The sequence below is a fragment of the Serpens gallinarum genome (assembly GCF_014836765.1).
Taxonomy (GTDB): Bacteria; Pseudomonadota; Gammaproteobacteria; order Pseudomonadales; family Pseudomonadaceae; genus Serpens; species Serpens gallinarum.
This window is the reverse complement of the sequence record NZ_JACSQG010000006.1, coordinates 59,996-76,740: the sequence shown is the minus strand read 5'-3', so window position 1 is coordinate 76,740 and position 16,745 is coordinate 59,996. Positions and strand designations below refer to the sequence as shown.

Sequence of the window (16,745 nt, the reverse complement as noted above, 5' to 3'; positions counted from 1 at the left end):
CATTATCATGCAACGCCGTTGGGGTCGTTAGCTCAGTTGGTAGAGCAGTTGACTCTTAATCAATTGGTCGTAGGTTCGAGCCCTACACGACCCACCACTTCCAACGGTGTGGAAGTGCCTTCAAGAGCGGTTGGATTCTTGAAGAAGTAAAGTGATCAGTGGCAAAGGCATCATCGGGTCGTTAGCTCAGTTGGTAGAGCAGTTGACTCTTAATCAATTGGTCGTAGGTTCGAGCCCTACACGACCCACCAATTGTTCCTCTTGCAGAGGAAGCAAGAAGCCGGAAAATGACCTGAGAGGGTAATTCTCCGGCTTTTTCGTATGCGCAGTATCTCACTGCCCTGGTTCGGCTGTTGTAGAGGGGCGGTGTATACTCGCTTTCCGCACCGCAGTATCAGCAGGTCCCGCGATTATGTCTCATGTCTCCGAACGCATTCTGGTTCAAGCCCATCTCGACGCCAAGCAGCCCAAGCCGCTGACGCCTGCCGAGGAGGACGCTTATCGCCAGGATATCGCCGCCGAACTGAAGAAGCAGAATGCGGTACTGGTCGCTCACTATTACTGCGATCCGGTGCTGCAGGCGCTGGCTGAAGAAACCGGCGGCTGTGTGGCCGACTCGCTGGAAATGGCCCGTTTCGGCAGCCAGCATCCGGCGCAGACGCTGGTGGTAGCCGGTGTCAAGTTCATGGGCGAAACCGCCAAAATTCTCAACCCCGAAAAACGCATCTTGATGCCGACTCTGGAAGCGACTTGTTCGCTGGACCTGGGCTGTCCGGTGGATGAGTTTTCGGCATTTTGCGATCAGCACCCTGAGCGCACCGTGGTGGTGTACGCCAATACCTCGGCGGCCGTGAAGGCGCGTGCCGACTGGGTGGTGACATCCAGCTGTGCACTGGAAATTGTCGAAAGCCTGATGGACAACGGCGAGACCATCCTCTGGGCACCGGATCAACACCTGGGTCGCTATATCCAGCGTGAAACCGGCGCCGACATGCTGCTGTGGGAAGGGGCTTGCATCGTTCACGAAGAGTTCAAGTCCAAGCAGCTGGCGGATATGAAGGCGTTGTACCCGCAGGCGGCTGTGTTGGTGCATCCCGAGTCGCCTGAAGCGGTGATCGAACTGGCCGATGCGGTGGGCTCCACCAGCCAGTTGATCAAGGCGGCGCAGACCCTGCCCAATGAGATGTTCATCGTCGCCACTGATCGGGGCATCTTCTACAAGATGCAGCAGCTGTGTCCTGGCAAGCAGTTCATCGAGGCGCCCACTGCCGGTAGCGGTGCTACCTGCCGCAGCTGCGCGCACTGCCCGTGGATGGCGATGAATACCCTGGAACGCATGCTGCAGTCGTTGCGTACCGGCAGCAATGAAATCCTCGTCGATGCTGCCCTGATTCCCAAGGCGGTGAAGCCGCTCAAGCGCATGCTCGATTTCACCCAGGCGGCGCGCCTCACGCTGGCCGGCAATGCCTGATCCGCAAACGGTTCAACGCCCGGCGGGCGCCTGATTTGTCAGGCGCCTGTCGCGCTGGGCAAGCCACACCCTTGATCGTAGTCAATTCCAGCAGCGTCCCCAGTCTGTACTGTGCAGCCTATCCTGAGGCTCTAGGCCGGGCGTAAGGCGGGCGTGCGTCAGCAGACGACGCCCATGCTGGCGCCTGGTGACGGGCCTTGATGATCGACGATGCCAACGCTGGCCGACCGGCAAATAGGCAGCGTCGAGGTTCAAAACGATTTGATGAGGTGGCTCGAACGTGGACCCTATGCTGAGTTTCAATCGCGCTCTGGTCGAAAAATATGACCGTCCCGGCCCGCGCTATACCTCTTATCCCACCGCGCCGCAATTCCACGAAGCCTTTGCCGTGGACGACTACCGCCAGGCCGCACAGGCCAGCAACAATGTGCCGGCGCCCAAGCCCTTGTCGGTGTACATCCATATCCCGTTCTGCCAGAGCCTGTGCTACTACTGCGCCTGCAACAAGATCATCACGCAGAAGACCCATCGGGCTGTCGAATACCTGGATTATCTCAAGCGCGAGATCGCCCTGCAGGCCGAGCTGTTCGACAGTCGCCGCCTGCTGACCCAGTTGCACTTCGGGGGTGGCACTCCCACCTACCTGACCAGCGATCAGTTAGGCGAAGTGATGGACGCACTGCACGACGCCTTCAATATGGACGACAGCGACAATCACGAGTTTTCCATCGAGGTTGATCCGCGCACCATAAGTCCTGAGCGCATCCATACCTTGCGCAAGCAAGGGTTCAATCGCCTGAGTTTCGGCGTGCAGGATTTCGACGCCGACGTGCAGGCCGCGGTCAACCGCATCCAGAGCGAAGAGCAGGTCCGTGAGTTGGTCGAAGCGGCACGCGAGGCACGCTTCAAATCCATCAGCGTCGATCTGATCTACGGCCTACCTTTGCAGACCGTGGCCAGCTTCGATGCCACCCTGAGCAAGATCATCGCCCTGCGCCCGGACCGCATTGCGGCTTACAGCTACGCGCACTTGCCCGAGCGCGTGCGTGCCCAGCGCTTGATTCGTCCCGAGGACATGCCGCCACCCGAGCGCAAGCTGGAACTGCTGGAACTGACCATTCAGCGCCTGACCGCGGCCGGCTACGTGTATATCGGCATGGACCACTTCGCCCTGCCGGAGGACGAGCTCTCCCTGGCCCAGTCCAACGGTACGCTGCAGCGCAACTTTCAGGGTTACTCCACCCATGCCGATTGCGATCTGATCGGTCTGGGTGTGTCGTCCATCGGCAAGGTCGGCGACAGCTACAGTCAGAGCGTGAAGCTGCTGTCCCAGTACTACGCGCGCCTGGACGAAGGCATACTGCCAGTGCAACGCGGCTATCGCCTGAGTGATGATGACCGCCTGCGTCGCGAGTTGATCATGGAGCTGATGTGTCACGGTCGTATCGAATTCGCAAAGTTCGAGGCCGGCCACGGCATCGTTTTTTGCGAATACTTCGCCGATGCCCTGGCCCAGCTGGATGAGTTCGTCGCCGATGGCCTGCTGGAGCTTCACGACGACGCGTTGGTTCTGCTGCCCCAAGGGCACCTGATGATGCGTAACGTCGCCATGGCGTTCGACGCCTACCTGGGCACCGAGCAAACCGTGCGCTTCTCGCGCACCGTCTGAGTCCTGTCCAGACCGCAAGGTCGCTCACCTGAGTGGTGGCCTTTGGAGTGTCCATGACGTATGCCCTGTTGCACATCGTTCACCTGCTCGCGGCGATCATGTTTATCGGCGCGGTGTTCTTCGAGGTGCTGGTGCTGGCCAGGATTACACCGCAGATCAGCACCGAGAGCCTGACGGAGGTGCAGCGGGCTATTGGTGAGCGCCTGCGGGTGGTGCTGCACTGGGTAGTCTTATTCGTTTACGGCGCGGGCATCGGCTTGGCCTGGCAGCATCGAACAGCTTTGGCTGCGCCCGGGGAGAGCAGTTTCGGCACGCTGCTGATGGTGAAGATCCTGCTCGCCATCGGTGTGTTCCTGTCCTTCGGCCTGGTGGCTATCCTGCTGCGCAGCGGGAAGATGACTGCCGCGCGCCGACACGCCATCCACTGGGCCATCTTTGCCCAAATGCTCGCCATCGTGGTGCTGGCCAAGGGCATGTTCTATTTCCACTGGTAGGGAGAGAACCGTGGTTTATAGGGCGGATCGCGCTTCATCGATCCACCGGGTGGCGATCCACCGGGTGGCGGCCCACCGAGCAAAGCCAAGAAGGATGTAAAAACGCCATCCACCTTACGGACTGGCCCCGCGCCCTAGGCGGCAGATCGGTCGTTGGGTTATTCCTCGGCCGCCGCCTTGCGAGCGAGCAGCACCTGTTCCGCGCCTTCCAGGCGCAGCCGTTCATTTGCATTGAAACGTTCTTCGGCCAGGCGGGCGATGGCGGCAGCCTTGTCGCCGGCAGCCAGGCCCGTGTGGCTGTCGATCTTGGCTTTTTCGCTCAGGTAATCCTGCAGGCGCTGACTCCATGCCTGGCGCTGCTGGTCGAGCGTTTCCAGGCGGGCTGTGGCTTCTGCGCCAACCAGTTGCTGGCGCAGTTGGCGAATCTGCTGAGGATTCGCGCCGGCGCGTTGCAATTCGGCGGTGCGCTGGCTCAGCTCGTTTTGCAGTTGCGGCAGAACCGCATCCTGCAATTCCTCCGGCAGGCTGGCGCGCAGCTGGTCAATGGCCTGGCCCTTGGCCTCGCTGCTCAGCGAGGGATCGTTCTGAATGGCCAACCGCTGCAGCGTGAACAGGTTGTAGCCTTCTTCCCGGCCGAAGAACGCCTGGTGGGCTTCGTGTCCAAAAATTCCGGTGCGTAGAGCCTGGACATTCAATTCACGTTGCCGCAAAGCGTCGAGGCTGGTCAGGGCTGTCTGGTTCTGCTCAAAAGTGGCGACCTGGGTCTTGTAATCGAGGTACTGAGCGAGCAATTCCAGTGCCCGCTCCCGGGCAGGCGACACCAATTGGCTGGCGATATAGGCCTGCAGGCGCTCGATGCTGGTACTGAGCGGCTCTTCTCCTGTGGCGGCTAGAAAGTAATCGAAGATGCGTCGAATATCGTCGCTGAGGATCAGGCGTCCGTTGGCATCGACTCGGAACTCACCATCCACGTCCGTGCCGCTGAACGAGGGGGGCAGGGTGGCCAGCACGCGCCCCGCCGAGACCATTTCAGCCGGCGTGGCCTGAATGGACGGTATGGCCAAGTGGGCCGCGACCTTTGGCGCCTGTGTCGCCGGGACAGGAGCCACTGTAAGGTCCTGAACGGGGGACGGCAGCAAATAGGGCAATGCCACGAAGGTGGCGACCAGCGCCAGGGGAACCATCACTAGCAGGGTCTTGTTCATGGGCATCTCATCGAGCAATGAAAAGTGATGCAGGAGGCCTTTCGGCCTCTGCAGATCACAAGCCTGCGTTTTTCAGGCGGTTGGCATGCTGTCGATAGACCGTGAGCGGATCGGTCTCGAACAGGCTGCTCAGGCCAAAGGCATGGTTGATCTGGTCCAGATGGTTCATCCGGTAGTTGTCACGGATGACCTTGCCCAGCCGCGAACTGCAGCGGCCGACCAGGCCATCGTTGTCGTCGCCTTTCACGAATGTCAGTGAGAGCGCGCCGGTCAGCAGGTCGCTCACATCGAGGGGGTTGGTCAGCGGGCTGGTGCCACTCCATGAGTAGTAATGCACGCCGTTGACCTTATGTGCGCCTTCGCCGCAGAAGGTTTTCGGGACCCCTTGCGGGAACTTGGCGTTGAAGATTTCCATTCCTTTACGGTCCAGTGAGCCCAGTGCCGCCACGGAGTTCTGCAGCTCGGAACTAGGGCTGCCTGAAAGGAAATGGATCACCGTGCCGAGGGCATTGAAAATGCCTGCCAAAACGGTCTCCGCAGGCGAGCCGGGCGCGATTTCCCGGCGCAGAAAATCGGCCGCTCCCGATCCGTATTGCGGGCCGCCAATGCTGGTGACGGAGGCGATGAGGTCCGGACGGGTGGCGGCCACGTAACGAATGGTCGGGCCACCATGGCTGTGACCGATCAGGTTTACCTTGGGTTGGCCGCTGATGGCGACGATGTCTTCGACCTGCTCGATCAGTTCTTCACCACGGGTTTCCGTGCTGTTCAACTGGCTGACTTCGGTGATGTACACGCTGGCGCCGTCGCGGCGCAAGGTGGCGGGAATGCCATACCAGTAATCGATGCCCAGCATTCGGTCAAAACCAAGCAAACCGTGTGAAAGCACGATGGGGTATTGGGTATTGGTGTAGCCGGAGGCGCCGAACAGCCATGAGGCCTGGGCGTGTCCGCCCAGTAGCAGGCCGGCGCTCAGACCAAGGGCAATAAGCGATTTCTTGTTCATGATGTGCTCGCGAATAGAGGTGGGGGCTCCGCATCGAAGCCCCGGAGTGCTCACAGGCCATCGTTCTTCAGACGGTTGGCATGCTGCCGGTAAACAGTCACCGGGTCGGTTTCGAACAGGCTGGTCAGGCCAAAGAACTGGTTGATTTCGTCGAGGTGGTTCATGCGGTAGTTGTCACGCACCACCTTGCCCAGGTGTGAACTGCAGCGGCCGACCATGCCGTCGTTTGCCTCTCCGCCAATAAAGGTCAGGGTTGCCACCCCCATCATGGCGTCGCTGGGGTCGAGGGGGTTGGTCAGCGGGCTGGTGCCACTCCATGAGTAATAACGCACGCCATTGACCTTGTAGGCGCCTTCGCCGCAGCGCTTGGCCGGCATGCCCTGTGGGTACTTGGCGTTGAAGCGTGCGGCGCCCTCGCTGTTCAGAGACTCCAGCGCACCCAAGGCATTCTGTGGCTCCAGGCTGGGACTGCCGGAGATGAAGTGGATCAGCTTGCCCATCTGATTGACCAGTTCGGCGACGATGGTTTGGGTGGCTGAACCATCGGGGAACAGTTTCAGAAAGTCGGCAAGATCCGATCCGGTGTGCGGGGCGCCAACGCTGGTGGCCGAGGCGATCAGCTCGGGGCGGGTGGCGGCGACATAACGGACTGTTGGACCACCATGGCTATGGCCGATCAGATTGACCTTGGGCTTGCCGCTGATGGCAATGATGTCTTCCACCTGCTCAATCAGCTCTTCGCCGCGGGTTTCCGACGTGTTCAGCTGACTGACTTCGGTGATGTAGACACTGGCGCCGCCACGGCGCAGTTCGGCCGGAATGCCATACCAGTAATCGATACCCAGCATGCTGTCCCAGCCCAGCATGCCGTGGGACAGCACGATGGGGTATTTCGTCTTGGTGTAGCTGGATGAGGTGTTGAACAGGTCGAACAGAGCGGCCTGAGCGCTGCCAGCGGATAACAGGCAGGCACTCAGGCCAAGGGCCATCAGGTTTTTATTGATCTTCATGGTCACTCTCGCAACGGGTTGATGTGGTGCACGTCCCTGTGGCTGCTACGCCCGTCCTGGGCGCGCACATCAGCCCGGGTGGAATCGCAGCTTCCATGCCATTCGCGATGACCGTTCGGCTGGTGGCTCTGGGGCATGGTGATTCTCGGTTGTGCAGGCAGAGTGGGAGGCGTTCGGGAAGGGTACGGCTGTTACGCAGCGAAACGGTGGCGTGATTTCGTCACCTGCAGTGGGGTGCAAATACCGCAAGCGAGTGCGGTTTTTTCGACAATCCAACCTAAAGGCTGGGCTGTGTCGATCTGATATCGGATTGCCTGCGCTGTAGAGTGAGCCAGCACAACAACGCTGTGATGCAGGCACCGGACGGTGTCCTTGACTCCCGTACAGGCTGTTGAGTCGCATCGATCCGCCCGCCGTGCACGGGTTTTCGGAGAACAACAATGCATGACGATTCTCGATCTTCCGCGCCGCTGCGCGTATTGATCATTGGCGCCGGGTTTGGCGGGCTGGGCCTGGCCATCCAGCTGAGAAAGGCCGGTATCGAGGATTTCCTCATTCTGGAAAAGGCCGACGAGGTCGGCGGCACCTGGCGCGACAATCACTACCCAGGCGCCGCCTGCGACGTGCCTTCTCATCTGTACTCGTTTTCCTTCGCGCCCAAGCTGGACTGGTCGCGGGTGTTTGCGCCTCAAGCGGAGATTTTTGCCTACCAGCGCCAGCTCGCAGATGACCATGGCCTGCGCGGCAGCATCCGTTTCGGCTGCGAAGTCAGCGAGGCTACCTTCGACTCGCCCAGTGGCCACTGGCAAGTGCGCTGCACCAACGGCGAAACCTTCCATACGCAGGCGCTGGTCAGTGCCTGTGGCCAACTCAATCGCCCGGCGTATCCGCAGATCCCCGGGCTGGAACGATTTGCGGGGGCGCGTTTTCATTCGGCGCGCTGGGATCATCAGGTCGATTTGCGCGGCAAGCGTGTGGCGGTGATTGGTACGGGCGCCAGCGCCATCCAGTTCGTGCCGCAGATTCAGCCACAGGTGGCCAAGCTCTCTCTATTCCAGCGCAGTGCGGCCTATGTGCTGGCCAAGCCGGATCGCGCCTATCGGCCCTGGGAGTTGGCGCTGATGCGGCGCGTGCCGTGGGTGCAGCGCATCGATCGTGCGCTCAAGTACCTGCAGCACGAGTCGCGGGCGCTGGCCTTTGTCAGTTTCCCGGCCTTGCTCAAGCTCTTCTATGTAAGTTTTCGGCGCAACCTGATGCGAGGTGTCGGCGACCCGATACGGCGCCTGCACCTGACCCCCGACTACCCCATGGGCTGCAAGCGCATCCTGATGGCCAACGACTATTACCCGGCCCTGGCCCAGGGCAATGTCGAGATCGTCACCACTGGAATTCGCGAAGTTACCGAGCGCGGCCTGGTGACTGTGGATGGCCGCGAGCATGAGCTGGACGCAATCATCTATGGCACAGGGTTCTCCGCCACCGATTTTCTGGCCCCGATGCGCATCACCGGGCTGGAAGGGCAGGAGCTCAACAGTGCCTGGCGCGACGGTGCCGAGGCTTACAAAGGCGTCAGCGTCAGCGGTTTTCCCAACCTGTTCATCCTCTACGGACCCAATACCAACCTGGGCCACAACTCGATCCTTTACATGCTGGAAAGCCAGTTCCGCTACGTGCTCGGTTGCCTGCAAACACTGCAACGGGACGGGCTGCGCTATCTGGATGTGAAGCCTGCCGCGCAGCAGCGTTTCAATCTGAGTGTGGAGCAAGGCCTGAGCCGCACGGTGTGGGCGCAAGGCTGCCACAGCTGGTATCAGAATGCGGCGGGGCGCAACACCAATAACTGGCCGGGCTATACCTTCGCCTACCGTTATCGAACCCGACTGCCGGAGCTGCATGACTATGACTGCATTCGTTGATCTGCCTTATCCGCCGCGTATCCGCCAGCGTCTGCTTGCCGGCGCGCTGCGCGGCACCTTGCGCCTGCTGTTCCGTGGTCTTATCCGTCCGTGGATGCCAATTGCAGGGCAGCGCACGGTGCTGCGCCTGCTGACGGCTGCCACGCTGCCGATGCGCGGGGTATTGCGCAGCGCAGGCCAACTGGGCGGCATTCCTTGCGAATGGCACCGCCCCCAGCAGGACAGCGGCCGGGTCTGCCTGTACCTGCATGGCGGCGGTTATTTACTGGGCTCACCGGCCACTCACCGGGCATTGTGCTCAGCGTTGTCCAAACGGTGCCGGATGGCTGTTTGCGCCATCGACTATCGGCTGGCCCCCGAACACCGTTATCCCGCTCCGCTTATCGATGTATTGGAGGCCTATCAGGCCTTGCTGGAACAGGGGTATGCCCCGCAAAACATTGTTATCGGCGGCGACTCGGCAGGCGGTCATCTGACCCTGACCAGTGCATTGGCACTCAAGGCCCAAGGCCTGCCACTGCCGGGTGCGCTGGTGTGTTTCTCGCCGGTCACTGACCTCAGCATCGAGCAGCTGCATCAGCCGCCGGCAGGCGATCCGATGATCGATCTCGGCTGGATTCGCCAGGCACTGGACCTGGCATCCCAGCCTGGGGTCGACAGCAAGGATCCCTCCGTCTCGCCGGTCTTTGCCGATCTGACCGGGCTGCCGCCGCTGTTGGTGCAGGTAGGAGAGGATGAAGTGCTGCGCAATGACAGCCTGCGCCTGGCCGAGCGTGCCCAGGCCTGTGGCGTGCCCGTGCGTCTGGAGCGCTATGCAGGCTGCTGGCACGTGTTTCAGGCCCATGTGGGGGTGCTTGACGTGGCCGATCTGGCGATCCAGCGCGTGGCAGACTTTTTGGAGACGGCGGGCCGGCACGCAAGGTAATGGCAAGGGCACAGTGATAACTTGGTTCTTGACCGGTTGGCCACTGCAGCCTAGGCAAGACAACAACAATAAGGAAGCCAACATGCACAACATTCTGGTTACCGGCGCAGCCTCAGGCATTGGCGCGGCAACGGCGCAACTGTTTCATCGACGGGGTTGGGCGGTGGGCCTGGTCGATCTAAGCGGCGACGCTCTCGCGGCGCTGGCGGACGAGCTGGGTGGTGCCTGGCACCGCGCGCTGGATGTCACCGACGTGGAGGCCATCCAGGCAGCGCTGGTGGACTTTTGTGGGCAGCACGACGGACAGCTACGGCTGCTGTTCAATGGCGCCGGCATTTTGCATTGCGGGCGCTTCGCCGAGATTCCGCTGAGCGAACACACCCGCGCCATCCAGATCAACGTGCTCGGCCTGCTGCAGTTCTGCCATGCGGCATTTCCGTACCTGCAAAACACCGCCAATGCCCAGGTGATCAATATGGGCTCGGCGTCGGCGCAATATGGCGTGCCGACCATGGCCAGCTATTCGGCCAGCAAGTTCGCGGTGCGTGGCCTGACCGAAGCGCTGGAGCTGGAGTGGCGCGAGCACGGGATTCGCGTCGGTGACCTGATGCCGCCCTTCGTGGCCACACCGATGGTTGCCAATCAACAATACGTGCCGCCGGTAATGCGCCGCCTGGGCGTGCGGCTAAATGCCGAGGACATCGCCGAGGGAGCCTGGCAACAGGCTCATGGTCCGGCCGTGCACCGTCCTATCAGTTTGCAGTTCAAATTAATGTACTGGGCCGGGCAACTCTCGCCGAGCTGGCTGAACAGGCGGGTGATGGGCTGGTTGAACCGCCCCTGATGTGCAGCTTTAACCGGTGACCTCGCTTGGTCACCCTGTTGAATCACGCTAATCTGGTGGGGCAGTGTCTGTTTCATGCAAGCCAGTCGTTCGTCACTTCACAAGGTTTTTCCATCTTTCAGGCAGTTTTGCCTGGCAATCGGCAACGCGGAAGTTCATCTAATCGAGAGGAGTTCAGCTATGAGCACAGCCTTTCACGAAGATGTCAGCAATACCGTTCTGCGCCGTATGAAAGAGGGCGGTTTCGACTTCGCCCGGGTTCATCCCATCGAGTTCTACGCCATCTTCCCGGATGAGGATCGGGCACGTGTGGCAGCCAGAAATTTTCGTGGTGAATCGCTCAATGCGCAGGTGTGCCCACGCACCGATGGCGCCTGGAATCTGCAAGTCAGCAAGGTGATGTACGCGACTCATTCGGGGATCGGCGACTTCGAGCATGACCTGGAAAACCTGGTTGAACCCTTGGGAGGCGTGCTCGATGGCTGGGGCGTGACCCAAGAGCTGGTTGCTCCAGAGCCAGATTGCTAGCAGGCCGTACGGAGGCGCATGGACAGGGAAAACCATGCGCCTTCGCCTGAATAGACGCCTCGAACCCTCTATTGCCGAGTTGAATCGTCATACGAGTTGGGGTAAGTTCACTCTCATTCAACGGAGTTTCTCAATGCCGCACCTTGCTTCCATCCATGCTCACACGTCTATCGAGGCCACCCGTGCCCGGATAGCGGGTGTCGGCGTGTTGGCGCTTTCGGCGTTGGGTTATTTCTATGGGTATTGGTTTAGCCACGGGCTGGCCTGATACTCATCAGGCGGCCCGCCTCAGCAGGGTCGCCTACCACAGTTCCACGAAACCCCCGGTCGGCAACCCGACCGGGGGTTTTGTTTTTTCCGGCCACCAAAAACGGCCATTCGATTTCACAGAGGATTCAACCATGTACAGCTACCGCACCTACCAAAGCTCTTCCCGTTACCTCGGCTGGCGATTTAGCCACGCGACCCACGCACTCACACCACTGCAACGAACAACCAGATAGAACGCCGCGCGCGGACCATCCCGCGCCGGCCGAGGACGCCCGAATGAACTCTTCCGTATCCGCCCTGAACATCCCGCACCTGCACGCTGTTGAGCTGCCCGTTGACGAACCCCACCAGGGTCGACGCAGCACCCAGCCTCTACCCAGCCCCGCCGAACTTCGCCAGCGCCTGCCTTTGAGCCGCGCCGTGGCGGCCCAGGTACAGCATCAGCGCCAGACCATCCGCAACGTATTGAACGGCGACGACCCACGCTTGCTGGTGGTGATCGGCCCTTGCTCCATTCACGATGCCGATGCCGCCCTCGACTACGCGCGGCGCCTGGCCGAACTGGCTCCCCAAGTAGATGATCAGCTGTTGCTGGTCATGCGCGCCTACATTGAAAAACCGCGCACCACCGTCGGTTGGAAAGGGCTGGTCTATGATCCGCATCTGAACGGCAGCGGCGATATGGCAGAGGGATTGGCACTGTCGCGCCGATTGATGCTGGAGATGCTCGACTTGGGCCTGCCGCTGGCCAGCGAGTTGCTGCAGCCTTTGGTAGCAGGCTACGTCGATGACCTGCTGGGCTGGGCGGCAATTGGTGCGCGCACCAGCGAATCCCAGGTGCATCGCGAGCTGGTCAGCGGCCTGGACATGGCGGTGGGGTTCAAGAACGGCACCGACGGCAGCCTGGGCATTGCCAGTGACGCCATGCGCTCGGCCGCCCATCCTCACCAGCACTTCGGCATCGACCTGCAAGGCCGCGCGGCCTTGGTGGAAACCCTCGGCAACCCCGACACCCATCTGGTACTGCGCGGCGGCCATCAGGGGCCGAACTACGATGCCGCCAGCGTCCAGGCGGCACACGCTGCGTTGGAGAAAGCAGGTATCACTCCACGGATCATGGTCGATTGCAGCCACGCCAACAGCGGCAAGAACCCGCTACGCCAGCCGGCGGTGCTGCACGAGGTGATCGACCAGCGCCTGGCCGGCGATGCCAGCCTGCGCGCCGTTATGCTGGAAAGCCACCTGTTCGACGGCTGCCAGCCGCTATCCGGCGAGCTGCAATACGGTGTATCGATTACCGACGGCTGCCTGGGCTGGAGCGGCACCGAACAGCTGTTGCTGGAAACGGCGCAACGCCTGCGGCACGGCTAGGGCGTAAAAGCCTTAGTAAGTAGGGTGGATCGCGCTTTATCGATCCACCGGGTGGCGATCCACCGGGTGGCGCTCCACCGGGTGGCGCTCCACCAAGCGGGGTTGTGGTGGATGTAAAAGGCGACATCCACCCTACCGTTCTGATCGGGAACGGATCACGCCGGCACGCCGATGATCACGCTGGAGGCCTTGAAGATCGCCGTGGCGCGCTTGCCCACGGCCAGCGCCAACTGATCGCAGCTGTCGCGGGTGACGATGGCGGCCAGAGTGGCGCCGCCGGCCAGGTCGAGGACTACTTCGGTGTTTACCGCGCCGGGTTGGATGCGTGAGATGGTGCCGGTCAGGCGGTTGCGGGCCGAGAAGCGCGCATTGTCCTCGTCAGTCATCAGAATCACCGACGAGGATTTGACCAGCGCAAAGGCTTCGGTGCCTAGTTTCAGCCCCAGGCTTTCGGTGCTTTCGTGGGTGACGATGGCCACCAGCTTCTCGCCTCCAGCGATTTCCAGTTCGATTTCGTCGTTCACCGCGCCGGCCTTCACCTGGCTCACGGTGCCGAGAAACTGATTGCGTGCACTGGTTTTCATGCTCATGCGCCTGATCAGGAGGTAGTCGTCGGCCAGCCCTTCGGCTTGCTGGCCCAGTTGCTCGATGAAGCGCCGGTGCTCGCGGTCCAGGGTGCGAAAGTTCGCTACCAGCTGTTCGCCCCGTTGGGTCAGGCGTGTGCCGCCGCCGCCCTTGCCGCCCGCAGCACGCTCCACCAGCGGCTCGCCGGCCAGGTTGTTCATGGTGTCGATGGCGTCCCAGGCGGCCTTGTAGCTCATCCTGACGGCCTTGGCGGCCTGGGTAATCGAGCCGCATTCAGCGATGGCGGCCAACAGTGCGACCCGGTTTTCGCCGCCGAATTTTTCGCCAGCGACCGTCATCCAGAGCGAGCCGTGCAGTTCGATAGGCGTGTCTTTCCCTTTCATCACAGACTCCCTCGCTCAGCTTCCTGGCCCTGATGCATCGCGGCGTCTTCGATCATTCCGTCGCGCAAATGCAATACCTGATCGCCGAACACCTCGGCGTCCTCGGGATCGTGGGTGATCAGCAGCATGGGCACTTGCAGGCGCCGTTGCAGGTCGTCCAGCTCGCGGCGCATATGGGTGCGCAACTGCGGATCGAGGGCTGAGAACGGTTCGTCGAGCAGCAACGCTTTAGGCTTGGCGATCAGTGCCCGGGCCAGGGCGGTGCGCTGGCGCTGACCGCCGGAAAGCTCGTCGGGCAACTGGTCGGCCACCGGGCGCAGCTCGAAGGCGTCCAGCCAATAGTCGACCGCCTCGTGCTGAAGTGAGGCGCGAGGATTGAGCAGGCCGCGGCTCAGGCCGAAGCCGATGTTCTGCCGCACGTTCAGGTGTGGAAACAGCGCGTAATCCTGAAACAGATAGGCAATCTGCCGCGCTTGCGTAGGCAGATCGAGCTTCGCCGCGCGGTCGAACAGAGGGGTGCCGTCCAGGCGAATATGCCCTCGGTCAGGGCGCATCAGCCCGGCGATGGCCTTGAGCAACAGGCTTTTGCCGGAACCAGAGGGGCCAAGGATCACCAGCCGCTGGCTGTCAGTCTGAAAGCGCACCTGCAAGCGGAAGCTGCGTTTGGCGGATTTCAGGGTTTTCTGTAGGTCGATATCAAGCTGCATGGTCAGGCTCAATCAGCGGTTGGCGATGCGCCCGGGTGCCAGGCGCCCGGCGATCAGCAGGACGGTCACGCAGACCACCGAGGTAATTAGCACCAGCAGGTTGGCGACGTCGTCCTGGCCGGCCTGCACCGCCTCGTAGACGGCAATGGACAGAGTTTGGGTCTTGCCCGGAATACTGCCGGCGACCATCAGCGTGGCGCCGAATTCGCCCAGCGCTCGGGCGAAGGCCAAGAGCACGCCAGCCAGAATGCCGCGCCAGGCCAAGGGCAGGGTGACCCGGAAAAACACCGCCGGCTCCGACAGCCCTAGCACCCGCGCAGCCTGCTCCAATTGACCGTCCACCGCTTCGAAGGCAGCGCGCGCCGGCTTGAATACCAGCGGAAAGGCGACGATGGACGCGGCGATCACCGCCCCTTGCCAGGTGAAAATCAGATTGATGCCGAAGCTGTCATGCAGCCAGGCGCCGAACGTGCTGCGTTTGCCGAGCAGCACCAGCAGGTAGTAACCGAGCACGGTAGGCGGCATGACCATCGGCAGGGTCAGCAGGGTATCCAGCAGATCCCGGCCAGGAAAGCGCGCGCGTGCCAGTACATAGCCCACCGCCACGCCGAGTACCAGGGTGATGGCCGTGGCCCAGCCGGCGACTTTCAGCGACAGGGCGAGGGCAATCCAGACTGATTCCATAGCCGAGGCTCAGGGCTGCTTGAAGCCGAACCGGGCAAGGATTGCCTGGCCGGCCGGCGACTGAACGTAAGCGATAAAGCGCTCGGCTTCGACGGCGTGGGCGCTGCCGGCAACCCGGGCGATCGGGTAGCGGATGGCCACCTTGAGCGGCACGTCGAAAGCGACTTTGACCGTGGCTACCTCACGGGCATCGGTGGCGTAGACGAAACCGGCTTCCACCTCGCCGCGCGCCACGTAATTCAGGGACTGGCGCACGTTCTGGGTGGTAATCGCCTTGGCCTGCAGGGCCTCCCAGAGGCCTTCCGCGTGCAACGCCTGCTGGCTGTAACGGCCGACCGGCACGCTGGCCGGATTGCCGATGGCGATCTTCTCCACGCCTGCCTGCGTGAGGTCCGCGAAAGTGTTGAGATTCAGTTGGCTGGCACTCGGTACGACCACCACCAGATTGTTGCTGGCGAAGTCCTGTCGCGAGCTGGGAACAATCAGCTGCCGTTGCGCCGCTTGATCCAGGGTTTCCTGATCGGCGGCGGCAAACACATCCACCGGCGCGCCCTTGGCCACCTGTTGCAACAAGGAGCCGGAGGCGCCGAAATTCAGCAGCACCTGAGTGCCGCTATGTTCGGCCTCGTAACTACGGGCAATTTCTTTGAAGGCCTGGGTCAGGCTGGAAGCGGCGGAGACCGTCAGCTCGCCGGCCTGGGCGCCGCCGACGGCCAGAAAGACCAAGCCGGCCAGCAGCCGTTGCAACAAAAGTGGCATTTACTCTCTCCGCACGCGGCATGGTGCTGCAGCGCAATATAAACTTGTATATCACGCTAGCGCGAATTGCCTGAAACCGGGTTGATCGAAATCAAGGGGCGGATAAGCGGCGGCGAACGTTAGCCGCGTGGGCAGGCCGATAGAGGCAGCGAGTGCCGTTCAGGGGACTCATGTCGAGCCTGCAAACCGGCTCGCTTTTCAGAGGCTGCGTGATGAAAACCGAAAAAGAAAAAATGCTCGACGGTGAGCTGTACGATCCGCGTGATCCCCAGTTGTGCGCACAGCGTCAGCAGGCCCGGTTGTTGCTCAAACGCTTCAACGACACGGGCGACGACCAGCGTGAAGCACGTGCCCAGCTGCTTGGGTTGTTGATACCGGACCAGGGCAGTAACGCCTGGATCGAGCCGCCGTTCTTCTGCGACTACGGCAGCAACATTACCCTGGGTGACGACGTGTATTTCAATTTCAACTGTGTGGTGCTGGATGTCGCGGCCGTTCGCATCGGGTCGCGGGTATTGTTCGGCCCGGCCGTGCAGGTGTACGCAGCCACCCACCCGCTGGGTGCCATTGAACGGCAAAGCGGCCTTGAACTCGGCAAGCCCATCGAGATTGGCGATGACGTGTGGATCGGTGGCGGGGCGATTCTCTGCCCCGGTGTGCGTATCGGCGCTGGCACAGTAGTGGGCGCCGGCAGCGTGGTGACCCGCGATTTGCCGGCTGGCGTTCTGGCCGCCGGCAATCCCTGTCGTGTCGTGCGTGCTTTAGAGCCCAACGCTGCCCAGGTGACGAGGCAGTGACGGTTACCCCTGCGTCGTCCTGCGGGGCGCATACAATGTCAGGCGAACCACACGGCGTTCGGTAGGTCGAAGGCGGCTTGCAAGATGTGCCGTGTATCGTCCCGGCTTGCGCGAATAAGCC

16 protein-coding genes and 2 tRNA genes are annotated in these 16,745 nt (G+C 61.7%); 11 read left to right on the top strand and 7 right to left on the bottom strand.

What is annotated here, in order from left to right; genetic code table 11:
• Positions 1 to 21 precede the first annotated feature (21 nt).
• The 5 genes from H9642_RS12135 to H9642_RS12115 all read left to right on the top strand — a co-directional run bounded on the left by H9642_RS12135 (position 22) and on the right by H9642_RS12115 (position 3,634).
• A tRNA-Lys gene (locus H9642_RS12135) sits at positions 22 to 97 on the top strand.
• Positions 98 to 175: 78 nt separating this feature from the next.
• Positions 176 to 251, top strand: a tRNA-Lys gene (locus H9642_RS12130).
• 161 nt (positions 252 to 412) lie between these two features.
• Entirely contained in the window at positions 413 to 1,471 is a 1,059-nt protein-coding gene (nadA, locus tag H9642_RS12125) for a quinolinate synthase NadA (RefSeq protein ID WP_251836711.1), read from the top strand.
• A 280-nt stretch (positions 1,472 to 1,751) separates the two neighbouring features.
• Positions 1,752 to 3,140, top strand: coding sequence for an oxygen-independent coproporphyrinogen III oxidase (gene hemN, locus H9642_RS12120; RefSeq protein ID WP_251836710.1), 1,389 nt, complete (start codon positions 1,752 to 1,754; stop codon positions 3,138 to 3,140).
• 53 nt (positions 3,141 to 3,193) lie between these two features.
• Positions 3,194 to 3,634: a CopD family copper resistance protein gene (locus tag H9642_RS12115; RefSeq protein ID WP_251836709.1), complete on the top strand. Its 441-nt coding sequence runs from the start codon at positions 3,194 to 3,196 to the stop codon at positions 3,632 to 3,634.
• A gap of 158 nt (positions 3,635 to 3,792) precedes the next feature.
• Here H9642_RS12115 and H9642_RS12110 read toward each other — a convergent pair whose 3' ends face one another.
• From H9642_RS12110 to H9642_RS12100, 3 genes are read right to left on the bottom strand one after another with little or no spacing between them, the layout of a single operon-like run.
• The gene (locus H9642_RS12110; protein ID WP_251836708.1) at positions 3,793 to 4,839 is read right to left on the bottom strand and encodes a lipase secretion chaperone; all 1,047 of its coding nucleotides are present in this window, start codon (positions 4,837 to 4,839) and stop codon (positions 3,793 to 3,795) included.
• A gap of 55 nt (positions 4,840 to 4,894) precedes the next feature.
• Positions 4,895 to 5,845, bottom strand: a complete 951-nt coding sequence (locus H9642_RS12105; RefSeq protein WP_251836707.1) for a lipase family alpha/beta hydrolase — start codon at positions 5,843 to 5,845, stop codon at positions 4,895 to 4,897.
• Between the two features lie 50 nt (positions 5,846 to 5,895).
• The gene (locus tag H9642_RS12100) at positions 5,896 to 6,855 is read right to left on the bottom strand and encodes a lipase family alpha/beta hydrolase (protein ID WP_251836706.1); all 960 of its coding nucleotides are present in this window, start codon (positions 6,853 to 6,855) and stop codon (positions 5,896 to 5,898) included.
• Positions 6,856 to 7,295: 440 nt separating this feature from the next.
• On the opposite strand from H9642_RS12100, the gene H9642_RS12095 reads away from it, so the two are divergent.
• The 5 genes from H9642_RS12095 to H9642_RS12075 all read left to right on the top strand — a co-directional run bounded on the left by H9642_RS12095 (position 7,296) and on the right by H9642_RS12075 (position 12,709).
• Positions 7,296 to 8,771 (top strand): flavin-containing monooxygenase, encoded by a 1,476-nt coding sequence (locus H9642_RS12095; protein WP_251836705.1) that lies wholly within the window; start codon positions 7,296 to 7,298, stop codon positions 8,769 to 8,771.
• Positions 8,755 to 9,696, top strand: a complete 942-nt coding sequence (locus tag H9642_RS12090; protein ID WP_251836704.1) for an alpha/beta hydrolase — start codon at positions 8,755 to 8,757, stop codon at positions 9,694 to 9,696. The genes H9642_RS12095 and H9642_RS12090 overlap by 17 nt, the downstream gene beginning before the upstream one ends.
• An 82-nt stretch (positions 9,697 to 9,778) precedes the next feature.
• Positions 9,779 to 10,540 (top strand): SDR family oxidoreductase, encoded by a 762-nt coding sequence (locus H9642_RS12085; RefSeq protein ID WP_251836703.1) that lies wholly within the window; start codon positions 9,779 to 9,781, stop codon positions 10,538 to 10,540.
• 180 nt (positions 10,541 to 10,720) lie between these two features.
• Complete coding sequence (locus tag H9642_RS12080) at positions 10,721 to 11,068, top strand: ribonuclease E inhibitor RraB (protein ID WP_251836702.1); 348 nt, start codon at positions 10,721 to 10,723, stop codon at positions 11,066 to 11,068.
• A 546-nt stretch (positions 11,069 to 11,614) separates the two neighbouring features.
• Positions 11,615 to 12,709, top strand: coding sequence for a 3-deoxy-7-phosphoheptulonate synthase (locus tag H9642_RS12075; RefSeq protein WP_251836701.1), 1,095 nt, complete (start codon positions 11,615 to 11,617; stop codon positions 12,707 to 12,709).
• A 155-nt stretch (positions 12,710 to 12,864) separates the two neighbouring features.
• Here the strand turns inward: H9642_RS12075 and H9642_RS12070 are convergent, their stop codons facing one another.
• The 4 genes from H9642_RS12070 to modA are packed head-to-tail and all read right to left on the bottom strand — an operon-like array spanning position 12,865 to position 15,827.
• Positions 12,865 to 13,677, bottom strand: coding sequence for a TOBE domain-containing protein (locus H9642_RS12070; protein WP_251836700.1), 813 nt, complete (start codon positions 13,675 to 13,677; stop codon positions 12,865 to 12,867).
• The gene (locus H9642_RS12065) at positions 13,677 to 14,384 is read right to left on the bottom strand and encodes an ABC transporter ATP-binding protein (RefSeq protein WP_251836699.1); all 708 of its coding nucleotides are present in this window, start codon (positions 14,382 to 14,384) and stop codon (positions 13,677 to 13,679) included. Before H9642_RS12065 ends, H9642_RS12070 begins: the two co-directional genes overlap by 1 nt.
• A gap of 12 nt (positions 14,385 to 14,396) precedes the next feature.
• Positions 14,397 to 15,068 carry a molybdate ABC transporter permease subunit gene (modB, locus tag H9642_RS12060; protein ID WP_251836698.1) on the bottom strand — a complete coding sequence of 224 codons (672 nt, stop codon included), beginning with the start codon at positions 15,066 to 15,068 and terminating at the stop codon, positions 14,397 to 14,399.
• A 9-nt stretch (positions 15,069 to 15,077) separates the two neighbouring features.
• Entirely contained in the window at positions 15,078 to 15,827 is a 750-nt protein-coding gene (gene modA / locus H9642_RS12055) for a molybdate ABC transporter substrate-binding protein (RefSeq protein ID WP_251836697.1), read from the bottom strand.
• Between the two features lie 212 nt (positions 15,828 to 16,039).
• On the opposite strand from modA, the gene H9642_RS12050 reads away from it, so the two are divergent.
• A complete protein-coding gene (locus tag H9642_RS12050; RefSeq protein WP_286010311.1) occupies positions 16,040 to 16,624 on the top strand; it encodes a sugar O-acetyltransferase in 585 nt (194 codons plus the stop codon).
• Positions 16,625 to 16,745 lie beyond the last annotated feature (121 nt).